Annotated in this window: 14 protein-coding genes; 8 read left to right on the top strand and 6 right to left on the bottom strand. The window is 59.0% G+C overall.

Annotated elements, in window-relative coordinates; translation table 11 throughout:
* Positions 1-207 precede the first annotated feature (207 nt).
* Both WCA10_RS06070 and WCA10_RS06075 read left to right on the top strand, forming a co-directional pair.
* Entirely contained in the window at positions 208-2,361 is a 2,154-nt protein-coding gene (locus WCA10_RS06070; protein ID WP_472821609.1) for a DUF1800 domain-containing protein, read from the top strand.
* 12 nt (positions 2,362-2,373) lie between these two features.
* Entirely contained in the window at positions 2,374-3,627 is a 1,254-nt protein-coding gene (locus tag WCA10_RS06075; protein WP_472821610.1) for a DUF1501 domain-containing protein, read from the top strand.
* A 571-nt stretch (positions 3,628-4,198) separates the two neighbouring features.
* Here the strand turns inward: WCA10_RS06075 and WCA10_RS06080 are convergent.
* The 4 genes from WCA10_RS06080 to WCA10_RS06095 all read right to left on the bottom strand — a co-directional run bounded on the left by WCA10_RS06080 (position 4,199) and on the right by WCA10_RS06095 (position 9,558).
* The gene (locus tag WCA10_RS06080) at positions 4,199-4,438 is read right to left on the bottom strand and encodes a hypothetical protein (RefSeq protein ID WP_472821611.1); all 240 of its coding nucleotides are present in this window, start codon (positions 4,436-4,438) and stop codon (positions 4,199-4,201) included.
* A 367-nt stretch (positions 4,439-4,805) separates the two neighbouring features.
* Complete coding sequence (locus tag WCA10_RS06085) at positions 4,806-7,451, bottom strand: ADOP family duplicated permease (RefSeq protein ID WP_472821612.1); 2,646 nt, start codon at positions 7,449-7,451, stop codon at positions 4,806-4,808.
* Positions 7,452-7,501: 50 nt separating this feature from the next.
* Positions 7,502-7,831 (bottom strand): PadR family transcriptional regulator, encoded by a 330-nt coding sequence (locus tag WCA10_RS06090; RefSeq protein ID WP_472821613.1) that lies wholly within the window; start codon positions 7,829-7,831, stop codon positions 7,502-7,504.
* A gap of 176 nt (positions 7,832-8,007) precedes the next feature.
* A complete protein-coding gene (locus WCA10_RS06095; RefSeq protein ID WP_472821614.1) occupies positions 8,008-9,558 on the bottom strand; it encodes a S10 family peptidase in 1,551 nt (516 codons plus the stop codon).
* Between the two features lie 70 nt (positions 9,559-9,628).
* Between WCA10_RS06095 and WCA10_RS06100 the strand changes: the two genes are divergently transcribed.
* Together WCA10_RS06100 and WCA10_RS06105 are read left to right on the top strand one after the other, a co-directional pair.
* Positions 9,629-10,705, top strand: a complete 1,077-nt coding sequence (locus WCA10_RS06100) for a TonB family protein (RefSeq protein ID WP_472821615.1) — start codon at positions 9,629-9,631, stop codon at positions 10,703-10,705.
* A 91-nt stretch (positions 10,706-10,796) separates the two neighbouring features.
* Positions 10,797-11,327 carry a peptidylprolyl isomerase gene (locus WCA10_RS06105; protein ID WP_472821616.1) on the top strand — a complete coding sequence of 177 codons (531 nt, stop codon included), beginning with the start codon at positions 10,797-10,799 and terminating at the stop codon, positions 11,325-11,327.
* A gap of 57 nt (positions 11,328-11,384) precedes the next feature.
* On the opposite strand, the gene WCA10_RS06110 is transcribed toward WCA10_RS06105, so the two are convergent.
* Positions 11,385-13,499 (bottom strand): RecQ family ATP-dependent DNA helicase, encoded by a 2,115-nt coding sequence (locus WCA10_RS06110; protein WP_472821617.1) that lies wholly within the window; start codon positions 13,497-13,499, stop codon positions 11,385-11,387.
* Positions 13,500-13,666: 167 nt separating this feature from the next.
* On the opposite strand from WCA10_RS06110, the gene WCA10_RS06115 reads away from it, so the two are divergent.
* From WCA10_RS06115 to WCA10_RS06125, 3 genes are all read left to right on the top strand, one after another.
* The gene (locus tag WCA10_RS06115) at positions 13,667-14,152 is read left to right on the top strand and encodes a YidH family protein (protein WP_472821618.1); all 486 of its coding nucleotides are present in this window, start codon (positions 13,667-13,669) and stop codon (positions 14,150-14,152) included.
* Positions 14,145-14,489: a DUF302 domain-containing protein gene (locus tag WCA10_RS06120; RefSeq protein ID WP_472821619.1), complete on the top strand. Its 345-nt coding sequence runs from the start codon at positions 14,145-14,147 to the stop codon at positions 14,487-14,489. Before WCA10_RS06115 ends, WCA10_RS06120 begins: the two co-directional genes overlap by 8 nt.
* A 917-nt stretch (positions 14,490-15,406) precedes the next feature.
* Positions 15,407-16,120: a hypothetical protein gene (locus tag WCA10_RS06125; RefSeq protein WP_472821620.1), complete on the top strand. Its 714-nt coding sequence runs from the start codon at positions 15,407-15,409 to the stop codon at positions 16,118-16,120.
* A gap of 229 nt (positions 16,121-16,349) precedes the next feature.
* Here WCA10_RS06125 and katG read toward each other — a convergent pair whose 3' ends face one another.
* Positions 16,350-18,611, bottom strand: a complete 2,262-nt coding sequence (katG, locus tag WCA10_RS06130) for a catalase/peroxidase HPI (protein WP_472821621.1) — start codon at positions 18,609-18,611, stop codon at positions 16,350-16,352.
* Positions 18,612-18,869: 258 nt separating this feature from the next.
* Here katG and WCA10_RS06135 point away from each other — a divergent pair, with 258 nt between their 5' ends.
* Positions 18,870-19,790: a LysR substrate-binding domain-containing protein gene (locus tag WCA10_RS06135; RefSeq protein WP_472821622.1), complete on the top strand. Its 921-nt coding sequence runs from the start codon at positions 18,870-18,872 to the stop codon at positions 19,788-19,790.
* The last annotated feature ends 199 nt before the right edge of the window (positions 19,791-19,989 follow it).

The following is a 19,989-nucleotide window of genomic DNA, read 5'->3' on the forward strand; positions in this document are numbered from 1 at the left end:
GAGACAAAACAGCGACCTCATTCCATATGGATACAGGCGAAGCGGGGATGAGCCGGAGCGTTCAGACGCGACCGGGCGATGCGATTGCCGTTACGACTGGGGTAATTGCGGGGACTTGCCACAACTTCTGGTGGAAAATGGAGTCATTCTAATCGAATGAGCTAATTGTCCCGAGGTCTAAAAACATTCTGAGGTGAGGAGCAGTAGATGCAGTTTCTTGATGGACCGCTGACCGCAGTTCTGTGCCTCAGTCTGGTGTGTCCGCAGGTACTGGCTGCTGATTCGCCTGCGGGCCCAGGAAACCACGATGGAAAGCGCTCCTCCGGCCGCGCGACAAACGACTCGAGACCATTGGAGGGAGATGCGCGGATTCTGCACGCCCTGAACCGGTTTACGTTCGGGCCGAGACCGGGCGACGTGGATGCGGTGGGCGCGGAAGGCCTGGACAAGTGGTTCGAATGGCAATTGCATCCGGCAAGCATTGAAGAGGCGGATCTGAATGTGCGGCTGTCGCAGTTCCCTGCCATGCAATGGACCCCGGAAGAACTGCTTTATCGCGTGCCGAGCAATGCAATTATCCGGCAAACGCTGGATGGCAAGCTACCGGTTCCGGAACGCGGCGCGCTGCATGCGGTGTATGAAAACCAGATGTATCGCGTGAGCGAGAAGCGGCAGGAAGAACAACAGAAGAAGGCCGATCAGCAGGCGAAGCCGCAGGTAGCAGCGAATGCGGCTGATGGGATGACCGCAGCGAGCGGAGGAACTGAAAACGACGCGCAGACGCGGATGCAGGCCGGAGTTCAGCCGCAAGGGGCGATGGATGCAAACCAGATGAGCGCGGCAAAGATTGCGCAGGCGACGTCCGTTGCAGATAATAGCGAGTTCCGCCGGATGCTGGATTTGGATCCGCAGCAACGGGTAATGCACCTTGCGGCGTTGCAGCCAGATGCGTTCGATGCCTTCTTCAAGTCGCTCAGACCACACCAACGCAATGCATTGGTGCAGGATCTGCCGCCCGATCTGAAGGAAGTGATCGCCGATCTTGAAAATCCGCAGCGACTGGTGAACGAAGAGATCATTGCGCAGCGCCTCACACGGGACATTTACTCGAATGCGCAGCTCCAGGAAGTGATGACGGATTTTTGGCTCAATCACTTCAACGTGTTTCTGCACAAGAGCGCAGCGACGCCGTATTACATGGTCAGCTTTGAGCGCGACGTGATTCGTCCGTGCGCCCTGGGCAAGTTTGAAGATCTGCTGGAGGCGACGGCGCACAGCCCGGCAATGATGATTTATCTCGACAACTCCAGCAGTATCGGCCCGGATTCGCTGGCCGCCGAGCGTGCTGACCGTCGCCCGAACAACAAGAAGAAGCGTGAAGGCCTGAACGAAAACTATGCCCGCGAATTGATGGAGTTGCATACGCTGGGCGTGAATGGCGGCTACACGCAAGCCGATGTGACGCAGGTCGCGCGCATTCTGACGGGTTGGACGGTCGAGAAGCCGGAGCGCGGGGGCGGATTCCAGTTTGAGCCGAACCGGCACGAGCCGGGCACTAAGGTCGTGATGGGGCAGAAGTTCAAGGATCGCGGCGAAGAGGAAGGGCGCCAGCTGCTGCACATGCTTGCCACACGGCCAGCGACGGCACAGTTCATCTCGCGCAAACTTGCCGTGCGCTTTGTCAGCGACGATCCGCCGCCGACGCTGGTGGATCGGATGGCGAAGACATTCCTGAGCAGTTCCGGCGACATCGCAGCAGTGCTGAGCACGCTGTTTCATTCGCCGGAGTTCTGGGAGACGAATGTGTATCGCGCGAAAGTGAAAACGCCGATCGAGTTTGTTGTTTCGGCGGCGCGCGCCAGCAACGCGGACATCGAGAACATGCAGCCACTGGCGAATGCGGTGCGCGAGATGGGCATGCCGCTCTATGGATGCGTGACGCCGAATGGGTACAGCTGGATGTCGGATACGTGGGTGAGCACGAACGCGCTGGTAAATCGGATGAACTTTGCGTTGTCGATGGCGGCGAACCGGCTGCAGGGAATTTCGATCGCGTGGGATCCTACGGAAACCGTGAACAATGACACGGCGACGCTCGAGACCAATCCGTCGGCGCCCGATCCCCAGGTGGAAGAGTCGCGGCTGGAGGCTTTGCTCGTGACCGGCGGCGTGAGCGACTCGACGCGAACAGCGGTGTTGCAGCAGTTTGAGCGGCAGAAGAATGAGAACAGCGCGGTGGCCGTGCCGATTGGAGCGCCGGAGCGCAGGAAATTCCGAGCGCGTGCGGTGACGGAGACGGAAAAACAGGATGAACTGCTGGCGGGGTTGTTGCTTGGATCCCCAGAATTCCAGCGGCGCTGAAGGAGAGATAGGATGCGGATGAATCCGATCAGCAGGCGATTTTTTCTGCACCGCGCCGCGCTTGCGGTGGCCGGAACGGCGGCGCTTCCTAGTTTTCTGGTGCGCTCGGTGCTGGCCGAGACGGCGGGCACTCCCAACCGGCGGATGGTAGTGATCTTTCAGCGCGGCGCGGCCGATGGGCTCAACGTCGTCGTGCCCTATCGCGAGAAGAACTACTATGCGATGCGGCCGAGCATTGCGATTCCGCAAAACCAGGTGATCGATCTCGACGGATTCTTCGGACTGCATCCCTCGCTGGCTTCGTTCAAGCCGCTGTACGACGCGGGGCATCTGGCGATCGTTCATGCGGCCGGATCGCCGGACATGTCGCGCTCGCACTTTGACGCGCAGGATTACATGGAGTCGGGCACCCCCGGCATCAAGAGCACCGCGGACGGATGGCTGAATCGCGCGCTGCAGGCGCAGGACCAGATCCGGAAACAGCAGGAGACGGCATTTCGCGCTCTGGCACTGGGGCCGGAGGTGCCGCTGACACTGGCGGGAAAGATTCCGGCGATCGCGTTGAATAACCTGAACAACTTTTCGGTGGCGGGACGCGGACCCGCGCCTTCAGCTGCGGCAAGCGCTTTTGAAGCGATGTACGGCGATAGCGGCGACCACATCTTCCACGCCGCAGGCGAGTCGACGTTCGAGGCAGTAAAAATGCTGCGTGCTGCGAATCCCGCGCAATACCAGCCGGCGGCGGGCGTTGAATATCCGAACTCGGAGTTTGGCAATCGCATGAAACAGATTGCGCAATTGCTGAAATCGAATCTTGGCGTGGAAGCAGCCTTCACCGACATCGGCGGATGGGACACCCATCACAACCAGGGCAGTGTGGATGGGCAGCTTTCCGGACGTCTGCGTGACTTTGCCGGTGGCGTTTCGGCTTTCTGGCGCGACATGGGAGACGATGCGGAGAGTGTGACGCTGGTGACGATGTCGGAGTTCGGGCGCACCGCACGCGAGAACGGCACGGGCGGCACCGATCACGGACATGCGAACGCAATGTTTGTGCTGGGCGGAAACGTCAAAGGCGGCAAGGTCTATGGCAAGTGGCCGGGACTCGATAACGATCAATTGAACGAAGGGCGCGACCTTGCGCTGACGACGGATTACCGGCAGGTGCTGGGCGAGGTGGTCAGCAAAACGATCGGCGCGACAAATCTGGATCTGGTGTTCCCAGGCGCGCGGGTGAGGCTGGACGGTTTTCTGCGGCTGGTGTAAAGGATTCGGCACTCCAGCGCTTCGGTCAGGGTGGCCCCCCCTATACTGGTATCTCTTTGTGGAAACATCCCCTTTTCAGAGGGTTACGGCCGCGATTGGCGCTAAAGATTTGTTCCGAAATGACTTGGCTGTAGAGATTTCTTATGAAAGAACTTAGGTCCCGTTTGCCGGCTTACAGGGCCAGTGGGTTAAGTGCCTTCATTGCTGGTTCAGTTTGGTTTCGTAGAAACCTTGTCCGCACATCGTTTGCAAGACAATCTCATTGTGCAACATTTGTTGGAAATTACCTGCAAAACGGCGACAGTCGCATTGTCCTCTATTTAAAAGATTTGAAAGATTCTTTAGAAAGATGCTCTTGACAGCGCGGGTTGCTCGGGCGAGACACCGGCTTGAGTGTTGAGGTTTCCGGGGTGCAAACACCGAACCGGCACCGGGCTTGTGATTGGAGAGTGTCTAGAAAGCAGCCGGCCCACCCGCTCATCGCGATAAAACTGCGATGAACGGGGCACAGGCTAGCGTTCTGCGAATAATGGGGAAGTCGATCTGCGGGCAAATAGCGTTGCAGTCCAATCTATTTTTGTCGAGCGATGGTGAAGATGGTATTTCCTGCTGGTATGGTGACTTGCCGAAGAGTGCCGGTTGTGTCCTCGAACCAGAGCGATGAGCTGTCGCCTGCGATGACCTTTCCATAAGAGGTGGGAATACTCACTCTCATTTCCGCGTGAATCGAGGTTGTGTTGTGCGTCCCCACCATATATCCAGCCAAGAGCAAAGCTACACCGATACCAATTCGCAGAATTCTTGCTTGCATTCAGATCTCTCCTTTGGGCCGAGATTCTACGTGAATGACGTGGAGAAGCGAATAAACGTTCTAAATTACTCCTAACCGGCACGCTTATCTCGGCTCCAATATCCTCTGGGCTACCTGCTCAGGGGCCGGGGCTAAACAGAATGCAAAAAGAATCTTGATCTTCTCAAAAAACATTCCTCAGCGGCTAAAGCCGCGGTTCACTCTATTGCTCTTTGCGGCACGGTTGAAACCGTGCCCTTTCAAAACAGGTGTTTTTCTCAATCCTGAAACGCTCGCGGGACTTCGGCGGCAGGGTTGAAACCGTGCTCTTTCAACACAGCAATCCACTTCAAACGGGGCAGGGCGCGAGGCACCCTTGCATTGCGGACTATTCGGCGCGCAGGGCGTCAGTGGGGCTGACGCTGGCGGCGCGGCGGGCGGGAAGGAAGCTTGCGGCGAGGGACGCAGAGCCGAGAAGCAGCGCGACGGTGGCGAGCGTTGGCGCGTCCCATGCTGCTACTCCGAAGAGAAGTTTGCCCATGGTCATGCAGGCGCCAACAGCACACGCAAGGCCGATGCAGATGCCTGCAGCCGTGAGCCATCCCGCCTGGCGCATCACCATCTTGTAGACCGTGCTGCGCTGCGCGCCGAGAGCCATGCGCACACCGATCTCGCGCGTGCGCTGACTGACCGAGTAGGCGATCACTCCATAGAGCCCGACCACGCTGAGCACGAGCGCAATGAAGGCAAAGCCGGCAACGATCGCTGTTGCAAAGCGATGGAGCACAGCAGACTGCGTGCTGCTGATTTGATCGCTCATCGTGAGCTCACCGTACGTTCCCAGGCTCGGATTGATCTGGTGAATCGTCTTGATGACTTCGGGAAGGATGGCCTGCTCGTCGCCCATTGTGCGAATGGAAACGGCCACGAAATTGTTGGGACCGTAGTACATGGATTCGTACTCTGCGGGCCAGAGATCGTCGTCGAGGCCGCCTTCGCGCACATTTGCGACGATTCCGATGATTTCGCGCATCGATTTCGGATCGAGACTGCCATTCGCTATTTTTTGTCCGATGGGATCTTCACCGGGAAAGTACTTTTGCGCGAGGGCCTCGTTGATGATGACTTTTTGCGATTTGGACGTGTCGTCATCTTCGGAGAAGAGCCGGCCGCGCATGAGACGCGATTTCAGCGTGGGCAAATAACCGGGGCTCACATCGCGCTCGTCCACTTCGTTGTGTTCACCGTGGTATGGCTTGCCGACAATGCGAATCCAGTCTGTATCGCAATTGCATTGGACGGGGAGATCGCTAGTGATGCCGACAGACTCGACGCCAGGAAGTACAGAGAGGCGACGTGTGACTTCGCGGAACAGCGCGACTTTCTGTTCGGGTTTCGGATAGGAGGCATCCGGCGCGACCATTTGCACGGTGGCGAGATGCGTTGCGTCGAAGCCGAGATCAACATGAAGAAGGCGATAAAAGCTTTTACCCAGCAGCCCGGCGCCAACCAACAGGACTACGGCTACGGCTAATTCGATGACGACGAGGTTGGCTCCCATGCGACGCCAGAATCGGCCGGCTGCGCCCCGGCCACCGTCGCCAAGACCCGTGCGGATGTCCTGAAACGAGAGGCGAAGAATGGGAGTGAGAGCCATGAGAGCGGCAGCGAGAACGGCAACGGCCGCGGCAAAGAGGATGGAGTGCGCGTGCAGGCCGACGCGGCTGAGAAAAGGCACATAACCGGCCACGGATTTGGGGATCAAGCTTCTCAAAATCGCCATCGCCCACGTGGAAACCGCAAGTCCTGCAAGACTGCCGACTGCAGCCAGCAGAAGCCCCTCGGTAATGAATTGGCGACTGAGGCGCGTGGATGTGGCACCGAGAGCTCCGCGCACTGCGATTTCACGGCGACGCGATTCTGATTTGACGAGAAGCAAACTGGCGACGTTGACCGATGCGATGAGAAGCAAAAGACCAGAGGCCGCGAGCAAGGTGAGCAGGACCGGACGAATCTGGCCAACGACGATTTGCGAGAGCGGCTGCACTTCCGCACCCTGTCCCTCATTCGAGCCGGGATACTGGATGGCCAACTGCGCGGCGATGGCTTTCATGTCCTGGAGAGCTGTTGCAGGCGCTACGCCATCGCGAAGGCGGCCGACGCCGAAGAGGTTGTGGCAACTGCGGCGTTGCTCACAGCCATTCTTGTCGAGCAGAGGGACAAAAAATTCGACGTTGGCGCGCGGGGCGAACTCGAAGGTGCGGGGAAGGACACCAACGATGGTGTAGTTGGTCCCGTCGAGAGTGAGTGACTGGCCAATGACATCGTCGCGGCTGCCGAATCTTCTCTGCCAGGTTCCGTACGTGAGGATTGCGATCTTTGCGCCGCCAGGGTGGTCTTCGCCAGGGCGGAAGGCACGGCCGAGCACGGGGCGCACGCCCAAGGTTTGAAAGAAGCCGTCGCTTACACGTGCCGCGGGCACCGGTTCCGAGCCGGACGAAGTTCGCAAAAGAAAACCCGTCCCGCCGTAAACGTCAAGAGAGCTGAAGGAGCGGTTCAGGCGCTTCCAGTCATCGTAGTCGTCGCGGGAGAGGTTCGAGCGTGGAAACATGGCGCTCTGCTCGGCCACGTCCATCAGGCGATTGGGGGCGTAGTACGGCAGCGGCTGGATCAAAGCGGCGTCGACGAATCCAAAGATGGCAACGCTGACGCCCATGCCGAGGGCGAGGATGAAGATGGCGGTGATAGCGAAGCCAGGTTTTTGGCGGAGTTGACGAAGGGCGAAGTGAAGATCCTGCGCGACAGTCTCCCAACTGAAGGCGACGAGACTCTGAGTCTGTTCACGCAGATGCGTGGCGTTGCCAAACTGGCGAGCGGCGGCGACGTGGGCCTGCTGCGAAGACATTCCGGAGGCGATGAAGTCCTTCTCAGCCTGTTCGCGATGAAAGGCCATCTCTTCATCGAGTTCGCTGTGGAAGCGATCGCGGCGGAAGAGAAGGTTGAGCCTTTTTACGAGGGAAGTGAACGGGTTCATCGGACCTCCGTGTGATGCAGGTGCGCACAGCTTTGCGATTCATTGCAACTTCATACCGGCTCGCTCAGCACGCGACCAATCGCTGCGATCATCTGCTCGAACTCGGATACCTCGAGGCCCAGGTGCTTACGGCCCGCGGCGGTGAGGGTGTAGAAGCGCGCGCGGCGATTCGTGTCGGTCATCCTCCACTCGGCTTTGACCCAGCCTTGCAGCAGGAGGCGCTGCAGGGCCGGATACAGGGAGCCTTCTTCCACGGTCAGCACATCGTCGGACATTCGCTTGATGGACTGCGCAATGCCGTAGCCGTGCAGGGGTGCGCGGGTGAGAGTCTTGAGGATGAGCATGTTGAGGGTGCCGGGGAGCAGGTCCGGTTTCTTCATGCGTCTATGTATAGAGTATCTATGGGTAGGAAGTCAATGGTAAAACGAGATGTGAAGAAGTGAGAAAGTGAAGGAGTGAAGGAAGTGAAGAAGTGAAGAAGTGAAGGAAGTGAAGAAGTGAAACGCACCGTTCACTTCTTCACTCTTTCACTGTCTCCCATTGTTAACTCTGTCTCTCAATGCTTCGCGTACATCTCCATCACATCTTTGCGCAGGGCAATACGGCTGTCGATGCGGGTGTAGAACATGTGGCCGCCGGGGAATTCGTGGACGCTGACGCGGGTGGGATCGCCCATGATTGGCATCTGTTCGACGGTGAGCACTGAGCCCATGAAGGGGCACGAGAGGTCGTTCCAGCCGTGGACAATCATGACGCGCAGCTTGGGATCGGCGGCGACGGCCTCGCGCAGATCGGGTACGGAGCCCTGGCGCAGTTCCGCATCGCGGTTCCATTGGCGGCCCACGTCATAGGAGAGCGCGTTGTAGCGGGCATCGACCTTCCAGCCCACGGTGCGCGTGACGAAGTCGACCATCGCGGTGGTAAGCGGGGCGACGATGCTTGCGAGGAGAGGATCGTTGGCACGCTGCTCGGGCGCGAAGGGAAAAGGATCGAACGAGGTCACGTTGGAGTCGTACACGGAGCCGAGCTTGCCCTCTTCGCGATGGACCTCGCGGAGATAGGCGCCCGTCTCGAGACGTCCGCCGGAGAACTTGACGAACGCCGGATCGAGGCCGGTAAGTTCAGTGACCTTTGCGATCATCTTCTGCGTAGCGGCTTCGTCGGAGTGGCCCTTGATGAGGGTAGTGGCGTATTCGCCCTGGGTGTAGGCGATGACGTCGGCCATGGCTTCCGGCGTCAGCTTCTTTTCGCGTTCGAGATGGGCCGCGGTGATGGAGGGCAGCGTCATCATCCATGGAAGAGGGGAGAGAAGGCCGTCACTCTCGATGGTGGGGTTGAGATAGGGCGAGACGAGGACAACGCCGTTCATCGCGACGCCGAGCTGCGCTTGCAGATAGTGGGTGATGCGAGGTCCGCGGAAGCCGCCGTAGCTTTCGCCGACGAGGTATTTGCGCGAGCTCAGGCGGTCGTTTTTCACGAGCCAGTCGTAGACGATGCGGGAGAGATACTCAATGTCGGGCTCGGTCGAGTAGAAGAGCTTTTTGGCCTCGGCTTCAGGCACCAGGGATCGGCTGAAGCCGGTTCCGATGGGATCGATGAAGACGAGGTCGGTGAAGTCGAGCCACGTTCCGGCATTGTCGACGAGATTGGTGGGGTCGGAAGGGCTGTCGCCTTCGTTGCCGGCGTCAAGATGCTTGGGGCCGATGGCGCCGAAGTTCAAATAGACCGAGGATGCGCCGGGGCCGCCGTTGAAGGCGAAGGTGACGGGGCGATTTGCGCCCTCCATGGTGTAAGCGCTGACGACCACATCGCCCGCGATTTTGCCGTCGCTGTCACGCGTGGGAAGCGCGCCGACGGTGACGGTGTAATGGAGCGGCTTGCCATCGATCTGGATGGTCTGCTGGGTGTGCACCTCGGGAGGCAGAGGGGGGAGGCCGGTCTTATCGTCGGCGGGTTTAGCGGCAGGCTTATCTTTGTCTTTGTCGGTTGCGGCTGGCGCCTTGTCGGCCTGCGCCACAACGCGCACAGGGGCGATCCCAAGGCACAAAAGCGCGAACGCCACAAGAGCGAGGCGCCCGGGTAAGTCTCTAAGGTGTGCAAGGCTCATTCGATAAACATACATGGCCGGTGGCGGGCGCTGGCAACCCATACGCGGGATGATTTACCCTCGAACCTGCATGAGACTCAGAACCAACCTGTTGATTTCGACCTTTGCGATCGCAGTCACGACGATTGCGGCGCTTGCACAAGAGGCTCCAAAACCAGTGGAACCGGCGCTGCCCGATGCGCCGCAGGCAACGGCGGCGGCGATGATTCGTCCTAATGGGCCAACCGTCGTTATGGATACATCGATGGGACGAATTACGTGCCAGTTCTTTCAGAAGGAGGCGCCGACGACGGTGGCCAACTTTATCGCGCTGGCCGAGGGCACCAAGGACTGGGTCGATCCCGCGACACAGAAGAAGATGCACAACAAGCCGTTGTATGACGGGACGATTTTTCATCGTGTGATTCCGGAGTTCATGATCCAGGGCGGCGACCCGGCGGGAACGGGTGCGGGCGATCCGGGATATACGTTTGAAGATGAGTTCAATCCGGATTTGAATTTCGATGTGCCGGGGCGGCTGGCGATGGCGAACTCGGGTCCGAATACAAACGGGAGCCAGTTCTTTATCACTGAAGTGCCGACCGAGCATCTGAATCAGAAGCACACGATCTTCGGGCAGTGTGATGAGCCGAGCGTAAACGTGGTGAAGGCCATCGCGCGCGTGCAGCGAGACGACAGCGACAAGCCGGTAACGCCGGTGGTGTTGAAGAAGGTAACGATTGTTCCGGAAGGTCAAGCGGCGCCGCCGAGTCCGGACGCCGAGAGGGAGCAGAACTCCTCGATCCAGGTCGCAGGCATGAAGGCCCCTCAAGAAGGTGAATCATTGTTTCAACAGAGCGAGTCCCCTTCAAATGCCGTTAGCATATCGGCGGGCGTAGCTCAAGGTCTCCTAGTTTCGCATGCAGCTCCTGTCTATCCACCTGAAGCCAAGCAAGCCGGCATTTCCGGCACCGTAGTACTGGCCGCCTTAATCGGACCGGATGGAGCGGTGACGTCTCTTAAACTCGTTAGCGGGCCTGCGCGCTTGCAGGCGGCCGCCATCAATGCCGTCAAATCTTGGCGCTATCGGCCTTACCTGCTGAATGGTCAGCAGGTCGCGGTGAAGACACAGATCAACGTGGTCTTTTCGCTCGATTCACAACAATAGTAAGCACTCGGCGGCAGGCGCTGGATAAAACCTCGATCGCCCATAACGCCGCCAGCCCGCCAATCAGCTAATTCGGTCAAAAGGAGTTTCTATGGCACAGGCACCAGGAACGTATGCAACTTTTAACACGAGCGAAGGCAAGATTGTTGTTTGCCTCTTTGAGTCGGACGCGCCGATCACGGTGAAGAACTTTATCGAACTGGCGGAAGGCAAGAGGGAGTGGACGCATCCCTCGACGCATGCAAAGTCGACGAGCAAGCTTTTTGATGGAACGATCTTTCACCGTGTGATTCCGGACTTCATGATCCAGGGCGGCGATCCGACGGGGACGGGTATGGGCGGACCGGGATATCGTTTTGAAGACGAGACCCGCGGATCAAAGCACAGGTTCGACACCAAGGGCAAGCTGGCAATGGCGAACTCGGGGCCGAACACAAACGGATGCCAGTTCTTCATCACTGTGGCGCCGACGGACTGGCTCACGGGAAAGCACACCATCTTCGGAGAAGTCGTCGAAGGGCAGGAGATTGCGGACAAGATTTCGAAGGTTGCGCGAGGCGGGCAGGATAAGCCCAAGACGCCGGTGGTGCTGGAGTCGGTGACGATTGAGCGGGTGGCGTAACAACAGGGATCAGGGATTGGGGATCACGGACGAGGGATTAGGGCCCGTGGTCAGTGATCAGGATTTGGCTCCGCAGATCTCCAGGATCGCGGGGCCAAATTTTTCCACTTTCGCCGGGCCGATGCCGTCGATCTCGAGAAGTTGGCGGGGATTGGCCGGTCGGGCTCGAGCGACCGCGGTGAGGGTGCGATCGTGCATGACGCAGTAAGGCGGAACGCGGAGGCGTTTGGCTTCGCCGGTCCGCCATTCTTTGAGGCGTGCAGCGAGCTCTTCTCCGTCGCTGGACAACGCTGGCGGAATGACTTCTCCACTGCGAGAACCCGGAGTTCGAACTATCGAACGATCAGCTTCTGCTGTGGGATGTGTTGCATCGCGTTTTGAAATCTTTCGGAGATGTTTCCGGTTTGCCGGTTCGGCAAATTCTTCGGCGATGCCGTCGCTGAGGAGTAATTCAACTTGCGCGATGGAGCGGGTGGCGAGACCGGTTTCGGTGAGGCTTACCTTGCGATAGCGGCGGACTTCGCCGTCTTTCTCATATTCCGCCTCTTCGATGGCGATTAGGTTGGTGCGGGTCATCGCTCCGAGGACGGCATCGAAGTCATCGCGCGTAAGGCGGCAAGAAGTATCGACGGATTTCTGCAAGGTGCCGGCTGCTTTGTAATCGACGGAGCGGAGTTCGTCGAGGATGGACTGTGCCATCGCGCGTTCGGAATTGGTGGCGCGGCGGAAGAGGCGAAGGATGGCTCCGGCGGGATTGCAGATGTCGCAGACGCCGCAGGATTGCGCGGCATCGGCGTCATCGCCGAAGTGGCGGACGAGCGCGGACATGCGGCATTCGCTGGAGGTGGTGTAGCGCAGGACTTTCTCGAATTGTTCGGCGCGGTGCTGGGCCTGAATCGAGTAAGTTTTCTTCCAGCCGGGTGCGCCGACGGTGACGTTGCCGGCAAAGTCGACGCGCGCGCCGCCGTGGATTTCCAGTTTCTCAAGCGCCTTGTCGAATTCTTCTTCGGTGAGTTTTGAACCAGCGCGAAGTTCGTCGATGGGACGCGCGACCTCGCCCAGCATGCGGAAAACCTGGTGGAGATGATCGGTGGGCGGGTAGTCGCGATTGAGAAAGAAGTCGTGGGTACGCTGGTCAGCGTAGGAGTGCATGAGGAAGGTACGGCTTGGGGCGCCGTCACGTCCGGCGCGGCCAATCTCCTGGTAGTAGCCCTCGAGGGTGCCGGGGAGGCCGGCGTGGATGATGGTGCGGATGTCGGCTTTATCGATGCCCATGCCGAAGGCGATGGTGGCGACGACGACTTCAAGCCGGCCGGATTGAAAGGCGTTCTGGACGCGCTCGCGGGTTTCGCCGTCGAGTCCGGCGTGATACGCGGCAGCGGGCATGAGTTGCGATAACTCCGCGGCGAGGCTTTCAGACTGCTTGCGCGAGGTGGCATAGACAATGGCTGGACGGCGATCGCGCAAGGAGAGCAGCCCGCAGATGACACGGACGCGTTGCGGCACAGAAAGTTCGACCACTTCGATAGCAAGGTTGTCGCGACGAAAGCCGTGGATGAAGCGCGCGGGGTTGATCATGCCGAGTTGTGCGGTAATGTCGGCCTGCACAGTTGGCGTCGCGGTCGCAGTAAGAGCGAGGACCGGCACGGAATCCGATCCATTGCGCAGGGCGGGCAGGTATTGGCCGATCATGCGGTAATCGGGGCGAAAGTCATGGCCCCATTGCGAGATGCAGTGCGCCTCATCTATCGCTATGAGTGTAGGCGGGCGCTTGGCGAGCATCTCAGGAAAGCCAGAAACCCGCAGGCGCTCGGGTGCGATGAAGAGAAAGTCGAGTGTGCCGGCAAGATAGTCGATGCATGCCTGTCGGGAAAGGCTACGGTCAAGGCCGGAGTGGATGCGCGCTACGCGGAGATTGAGTGCGGCGAGCTTGGCGACCTGGTCCTCCATCAGCGCGATGAGGGGCGAGATGACGAGGGCCGTTCCGCCGAGAGCGATGGCGGGAAGCTGGTAGCAGAGTGACTTCCCTGCCCCGGTAGGCATGACGAGGAGCAGGTCGCGGCCTTCGATTGCGGCGCGACAGACGGGTTCCTGGTTGGCGCGAAAGCCCGCGAAGCCGAAGACCGAATGCAGAAGCCGTGCGAGATTTTCCGGGTTTGAGGGAGTGGCCAAGAGCGAACCTGAGGGACGTTGATTCCCTGCTTCAACTTTACAGAAGCGCAGCGAAGTGCGTCCGGACAGCGGTCACAGGTCTGAAGTGACAACTCTGGTACAACGGGCCAGGACACTTTACAATCTCATTTCTCAGCAGTCTCCTCACCCCCAAGGATTTCGCATCGATGAACAGTCCTGAATCTGCCCCTCCGAAGGCAAGCCTGAGCGATTATCTTGCAGCCGAACGCACATTGCTTGCGTGGATCCGCACGGGTCTGGCGATGATGGGGTTCGGATTTGTGGTGGCGCGTTTTGGCTTGTTTCTGCAGGAACTGCGTGTCGCGCAGAATTCAGCGGCTACGCAACACTACGGACTTTCTCTGTGGTTCGGAACGGCGCTGATTGCGGTTGGCGTTGGCGTTAACGCGATTGCGGGTTGGCGGCATCTGCGCCTTCTCCACGAGCTTGACCGGGGCGAAACATCCCATTCGCATTCCACGGCGCAGGCGGTTATGGTTGCGTTTATCGTGGCGCTGGTGGGTCTGGCGATGGCCATCTATCTCATCTCGGTGCACAGCACAACCCAATCAGGCACCGGAAGCAACAAGGAGGTTTCCTTTGTCGAGCAACAACGGCGTTGTTCAGGTTGCCAGCAGTCATTCAGTGGATGAGACCGTACAAAAGCTCAAAAGCAGTCTCGAGGCCAAGGGCGTGACGTTGTTCGCCGTGGTGGACCATAGCGGCGAGGCAGCAAAGGCCGGCATGCAGATGCCGAATACGAAGCTGCTGATCTTTGGCAGTCCCAAGGCGGGGACGCCGGTGATGCTGGCAGCGCCCAGTATCGCGATCGATCTGCCGCTGAAGATATTGGTGGCGGAGAATGGAGCGGGCAAGGTTTGGGTTTCGTATAACAGCGCGCAGTATCTTGCGGGGCGGCATGGCGTGCCTGCGGAGTTGATGAAGAATCTGGCGGTGATTGAGGGACTGGCGAACGCTGCGGCGGAGTGATGGGAAGCAAGGAATGTTTGTCCGCTGTTGAAGGCTCCTGGCGCGGGAGGGCGGGATTCAGCGTCTACTGGCGCGCGGGAGGTAGGGTATTTGCTTTGGCGCCGGGACGTCTCTTAAACACGGGCCCTCAAGAAACCAGGCAAAACCACTGTCATCGCCGTGCCTTCGGCCCGAAATCGGAACTTGGCTCACTGCGACCCAAATGGTTCGGCTCGCTGCCTGGCCGTTGGCCAAAAAAGACACGCGGATCGGGAGTTGCTTCGTCTCTCCGTCCCAATATGGACTGGCGTTATACCACCGCTGGACGACCACGGGGTCCAAGGACGCGACAAAAACACCGGGAGCTGCCTCCACGCATTGGGAGGTTTCCGCCCCTTTGTCCAACTGGTTGGCAATTTCTATGCAAAGCAATGTGACGTTTTGATCAGAGACCGTGAAGCGCAAATTCAGAGGATCGCTCGTTCTCTGCTGCGCAGACACGGTCATCGAAAGCGGACCGACTGGAACCGGAAATATTTCCAGATCTGTCTCGGGAGTTCTGCGCCTGGCTTGCGGAGGACCTTCCAGCACTAGAATTGCACCAAGCACGACCGCAATTGAACCGATCATGCCTAGAAGTAGCTCCTCCGCTACGGCTGGGTCGATGTTGACATGAAACAGTGACATCAACTTACCCGTTCGCCGTCACTGCGCGATGGATTTATCATAGTGCCGATTTTGCGCCAAGCAAGGCTTTTGGCGAGTGAATTCCACTGTCGCACCCCGGATTGCGACAGGATGAAAGGCTATTCGGACATGGTCGACAACGATTGTCGAGATCGCACAGGTTGTGATGCGAAAATCCACGAAACGACAACCTGGCTATCTTCCCCGTAGTATTTGTTCGATTCGCAGAATCCTGGGAAAAGGTGAGGTTCATGATGCGTCGTTTTGTTTATCGGTGGTGGTTGATGGCTTCTACAGTTGCGCTGGTGGCGGCGGGCACGGTTGCCGCGCGGAAGGCGGATTTTCTGAAGAGCTATCAGGGAACTCCGTTTCATGACAGCAAGCACAACGGCGGGGCGCAGAGGATTCCGGGGACGGTGATGTGCGCGTACTACGACCTGGGCGGCGAGGGCGTGGCGTATCACGATGCCGACGCGAAGAATAATGGAAGCGGCGCGCTGAATCCGGCGAATGGCACGTACTTGAACGAGTTTCGGATGAATGAGGGCGTGGATACTTCGTATACAAAGTTCGGGCTCGATCCGAAGATCGACGACAATCCTTATGACAAGGTGACGCCTCCTGCGGGACTGCTTTATGTGGGGTGGACCGAGCCGGGCGAGTGGTTCAACGTGACGGTGGATGTGGCGGAGACGGGCGATTACACCGCGGATTTGCTGTACACGTCAAATCGCGGTGGGACGATTTCGCTGGATGTGAATGGCGTTGCGGCAACGGGGCCGTTGACGATTGCGGCGACGTACGATGCGGCGGACGCGGTGGCGTGGCGGCAGTGGCATCACTGGAATGTGGCGAAGGGTCTGGTGAAGGTGCAATTGAAAAAAGGCAGAAACGTGCTGACGGTTCATACGGTGGCGCAGGGGCAGATGAACTACGCGACGCTGGAGTTTAAGAAGAGTTCGTAGTTTGGAGTTCTGAGTTCGCAGTGGTCGGGTGAGACAGTTCCGGTCTGGACCGGCAAGCGATCCAGACCGGATGTGCAGGCGGGGAAGCCCGGATCTATTGAGTCAACGAAGAAGCTGTCTCTTTGAGGACTTCGGATGGAGTTCGTGCTATCCCACTCATGACGCGATGAAACTGCGTCATGAATGGGGCACCCAACATTGTGCGACAGCATCCACTGCGGAGGATGTGTTAGTCGCCGGCTACGGTTTCGGCTACGGGGTGGGTGGTGGGAGGGTTGGCTTCAATCTTCCCTTCCCGAAGCAGGTCGAAGCGATCCGCGTTCATTACTTTGCTCCAGACAGCTACGAAGTCATGCACAAATGCTTCCTTCGAATCGCTGCTGGCGTATACCTCGGCGATAGCGCGGAGTTGGGCGTTTGATCCGAAGACGAGATCGACAATTGTGGCGGTCCACTTGAGCTCGCCGGAGTGGCGATCGCGGCCTTCCAATACGTCTGGAGACTTTTCCGATTTTGCCCACTTTGTGCGCATGTCGAGCAGGTTGACGAAGAAGTCATTGGTGAGGGTTTCAGGGCGCCTGGTGAAGACACCATGCGGCGAGTGCGCGACGTTGGCGCCGAGAGCGCGCATGCCGCCGATGAGGACAGTCATTTCGGGAGCGGTGAGGCCGAGCAGCTGCGCCTTGTCGAGCAGCATGGCAGCGGCGTGTTCTTCGGTTCCCTTTCGGGCGTAGTTACGGAAGCCGTCCGCAACGGGTTCGAGGACGGCGAAGGAAGCGGCATCGGTCTGTTGGTGCGAAGCGTCGTTGCGGCCCGGTTCGAATGGAACTTTGATGGTGTGACCGGCCTTCTTTGCGGCAGACTCGACGGCTGCGCAACCGGCGAGAACGATGAGGTCGGCGAGCGAGATTTCCTTGCTGCCTTTTTGCGATGCGTTGAAGTCTTTCTGGATCGACTCGAGCTTTGAGAGAACCTTGGCCAGTTCGGCGGGTTGGTTGACTTCCCAGTTTTTCTGGGGCTCGAGGCGGATGCGTGCGCCGTTGGCGCCGCCGCGCTTGTCGCTGCCGCGGAAGGTCGAGGCGGAAGCCCACGCGGTGGTGACGAGTTGGGAGATCGACATGCCGGAAGCCAGGACTTTAGCTTTCAGCGCGGCGATGTCCTTGTCGTTGACCAGTTCGTGATCGACGGCGGGCACGGGGTCCTGCCAGATCAGCTCTTCTTTCGGAACCAACGGGCCAAGGTAGCGCGAGATCGGACCCATGTCGCGATGTGTGAGCTTGAACCAGGCGCGGGCGAACGAGTCGGCGAGCTTGTCGGGATTGTTGAGGAAGTCGCGCGATATTTTTTCGTAAATGGGATCAACTCGCAAGGCGATATCGGAAGTGAGCATCATAGGCTGATGACGCTTTTTGGGATCGTGCGCGTCGGGGACAGTGTCTTTGCCGGCATCGCCTTTGGGCTTCCACTGATGGGCGCCTGCCGGACTCTTGGTTAGCTCCCATTCAAAGCCGTAGAGATTTTTGAGGAAGTTGTTGCTCCACTTGGTCGGCGTCTGGCTCCAGATGACTTCGATGCCGCTGGTAATCGCATCGGCGCCGATGCCGGTACCGAAGCTGTTCTTCCAGCCGAGTCCCATCTCCTCAAAGCTCGTTCCTTCGGGCTCCGCGCCAACGTGACTTGCTGGCGCAGCGCCATGGGTCTTGCCGAAGGTGTGGCCGCCAACGATGAGGGCCACCGTTTCTTCGTCGTTCATTGCCATGCGGGCGAAGGTCTCGCGGATGTCGCGCGCCGAGCCTGCGGGGTCGGGGTTGCCGTTGGGGCCTTCGGGATTCACGTAGATCAGGCCCATCTGGACAGCGGCTAGCGGATTTGCGAGTTCGCGATCACCGCTATAGCGCTGATCGCCCAGCCAGGTGCTCTCCGGGCCCCAATCGGTGTCGGTCTCCGGCTCCCAGATATCCGCGCGACCGCCGCCGAATCCAAAGGTCTTCAAGCCCATCGACTCGAGAGCGACGTTGCCGGCAAGGATCATGAGGTCAGCCCAGGAGATTTTGCGGCCGTACTTCTGTTTGACCGGCCAGAGCAGGCGACGGGCCTTGTCTAGGTTGACGTTGTCAGGCCAGCTGTTGAGAGGGGCGAAACGCTGCGCGCCTCTTCCTGCGCCGCCGCGACCATCGTGAATGCGATAGGTACCAGCGGAGTGCCAGGCCATGCGGATGAAGAGCGGTCCGTAGTGGCCGAAATCGGCCGGCCACCAATCCTGAGAATCGGTCATGAGGGCGTGAAGGTCTTTAGCCACGGCATCGAGGTCAAGTTTTTTGAACTCCTGTGCGTAGTCGAATTCCTTTTCCATGGGATTGGACAGGGAGGAATTCTGGTGCAGAATGCCGAGGTTCAATTGATTGGGCCACCAGTCGCGGTTGCCCTTTGCGCCTGCCGATGTGTGCTTGATTGCGCCGTTCGAGAACGGGCATTGTGCTTCGCTAGACATAAAGTCTCCTGATTTTGCTTGCTAGAAGATTGCTGGTTCGGTCGGAGGTTTCCGGGAGAGTCCCGGCGGAAATACATCGCATTTACGGGTAAGGTATCGCCGTGGGGTTCGATATAGCAAATCAATTGTTTCTTTGATGATGATTGGTGGGGCCTATGATTAAAAGCAGTTTGGAGTTCTGAGTTCACAGCTGGCGCCCGGCACCGCGAAGTTGGACTGTGAACCAAGAACTTTGATCTGTGAACCCCGGAGTTTGGAATGAATTTGCAGGAATTGAGGTACCTGGTTGCGATTGCGGAACATCGGCATTTTGGGCGGGCGGCTGAGGCTTGCAACGTAAGCCAACCGACGCTGAGCAGCCAAATCAAAAAGCTTGAAGACGAGTTGGGCGTGACGCTGCTGGAACGGACCAACAAGCGGGTGGACATCACGCCGGTGGGGAGCCAGATTCTGGGGCATGCGCGGAGGGCGCTGGCGGAGGCTGGACAGATGGAAGCGGTGGCGCGGGCGGCGCGCGATCCGCTGGTGGGACCGCTGAAGCTGGGAGTGATTCCGACGGTGGCGCCGTACCTGATGCCGCTGATTTTGAAGCCGCTGAGGCAGGGCTATCCGGGGCTGACGATTGAATTGTGGGAGGATCAGACGCGGGCACTGGTGGAGGCGCTGAGAAATCACAAACTGGATGCGGCGCTGCTGGCGACAGACACGGATGCGCCGGAGATTACGGAGATCAAGTTGTATGAGGAGCCGCTGCTCGCGGCATTACCTCGAAATCACAGGCTTGCCGGAGCGAAGCGTGTGGATGAAGCAGCGCTGACCGATGAGTTGCTGGTGTTGGCGGAGGGACACTGCCTTGCTAACCAGGCGCTGGCGGCTTGCGGAGCGAAACATGGCGGGCATGGGCTTGGTCATGCGCGCGGTGGGCTGCACGGGTCGATGCAGGCGGCCACGCTGGAGACGCTGGTGAACCTGGTGGCGGCGGGGTATGGAGCGACGCTGATTCCGGCGCTGGCCGCCGGGTCGCTTGGGCAGAGGGGGATAGTACTGGTGCCGTTGACGGGACGGACGCGGCGGACGATCCGGTTGGCAAGCCGGCCGGGGTTCCCGAGGGCGCAGGCGCTCAGGGCGATCGAGAAGGTAATCCGAAAGGCGGTAAATTTTCCGACAACTTTGCGCTGAGTTTTGGTGCAAACCTGTCTGTGGAAAACTCGGCAGAAACTCAACAAAAATAGGACAATTTCCGAAAAAAGCCTAAAATAATCGGAGAAGATGGATTCGGGACCCCCTTATCCACAAAAGAACCTCTCCCCATGATTGACCCTGACTTTTCGGCTCCTTAGAGTCTGTAATCGAAGAGGGGCAACCACGCCAACGACGA

The sequence above is a fragment of the Occallatibacter sp. genome, from assembly GCF_049582745.1.
In the GTDB taxonomy this organism is placed as follows: Bacteria; Acidobacteriota; Terriglobia; order Terriglobales; family Acidobacteriaceae; genus Telmatobacter.

Excerpts from the sequence above, each read along its gene's own strand:
- WCA10_RS06070 (WP_472821609.1), top strand. The coding sequence starts at position 208 with ATGCAGTTTCTTGATGGACCGCTGACCGCAGTTCTGTGCCTCAGTCTG.
- WCA10_RS06075 (WP_472821610.1), top strand. The coding sequence starts at position 2,374 with ATGCGGATGAATCCGATCAGCAGGCGATTTTTTCTGCACCGCGCCGCG.
- WCA10_RS06080 (WP_472821611.1), bottom strand. The coding sequence starts at position 4,438 with ATGCAAGCAAGAATTCTGCGAATTGGTATCGGTGTAGCTTTGCTCTTG.
- WCA10_RS06085 (WP_472821612.1), bottom strand. The coding sequence starts at position 7,451 with ATGAACCCGTTCACTTCCCTCGTAAAAAGGCTCAACCTTCTCTTCCGC.
- WCA10_RS06090 (WP_472821613.1), bottom strand. The coding sequence starts at position 7,831 with ATGAAGAAACCGGACCTGCTCCCCGGCACCCTCAACATGCTCATCCTC.
- WCA10_RS06095 (WP_472821614.1), bottom strand. The coding sequence starts at position 9,558 with ATGAGCCTTGCACACCTTAGAGACTTACCCGGGCGCCTCGCTCTTGTG.
- WCA10_RS06100 (WP_472821615.1), top strand. The coding sequence starts at position 9,629 with ATGAGACTCAGAACCAACCTGTTGATTTCGACCTTTGCGATCGCAGTC.
- WCA10_RS06105 (WP_472821616.1), top strand. The coding sequence starts at position 10,797 with ATGGCACAGGCACCAGGAACGTATGCAACTTTTAACACGAGCGAAGGC.
- WCA10_RS06115 (WP_472821618.1), top strand. The coding sequence starts at position 13,667 with ATGAACAGTCCTGAATCTGCCCCTCCGAAGGCAAGCCTGAGCGATTAT.
- WCA10_RS06125 (WP_472821620.1), top strand. The coding sequence starts at position 15,407 with ATGATGCGTCGTTTTGTTTATCGGTGGTGGTTGATGGCTTCTACAGTT.
- katG (WP_472821621.1), bottom strand. The coding sequence starts at position 18,611 with ATGTCTAGCGAAGCACAATGCCCGTTCTCGAACGGCGCAATCAAGCAC.
- WCA10_RS06135 (WP_472821622.1), top strand. The coding sequence starts at position 18,870 with ATGAATTTGCAGGAATTGAGGTACCTGGTTGCGATTGCGGAACATCGG.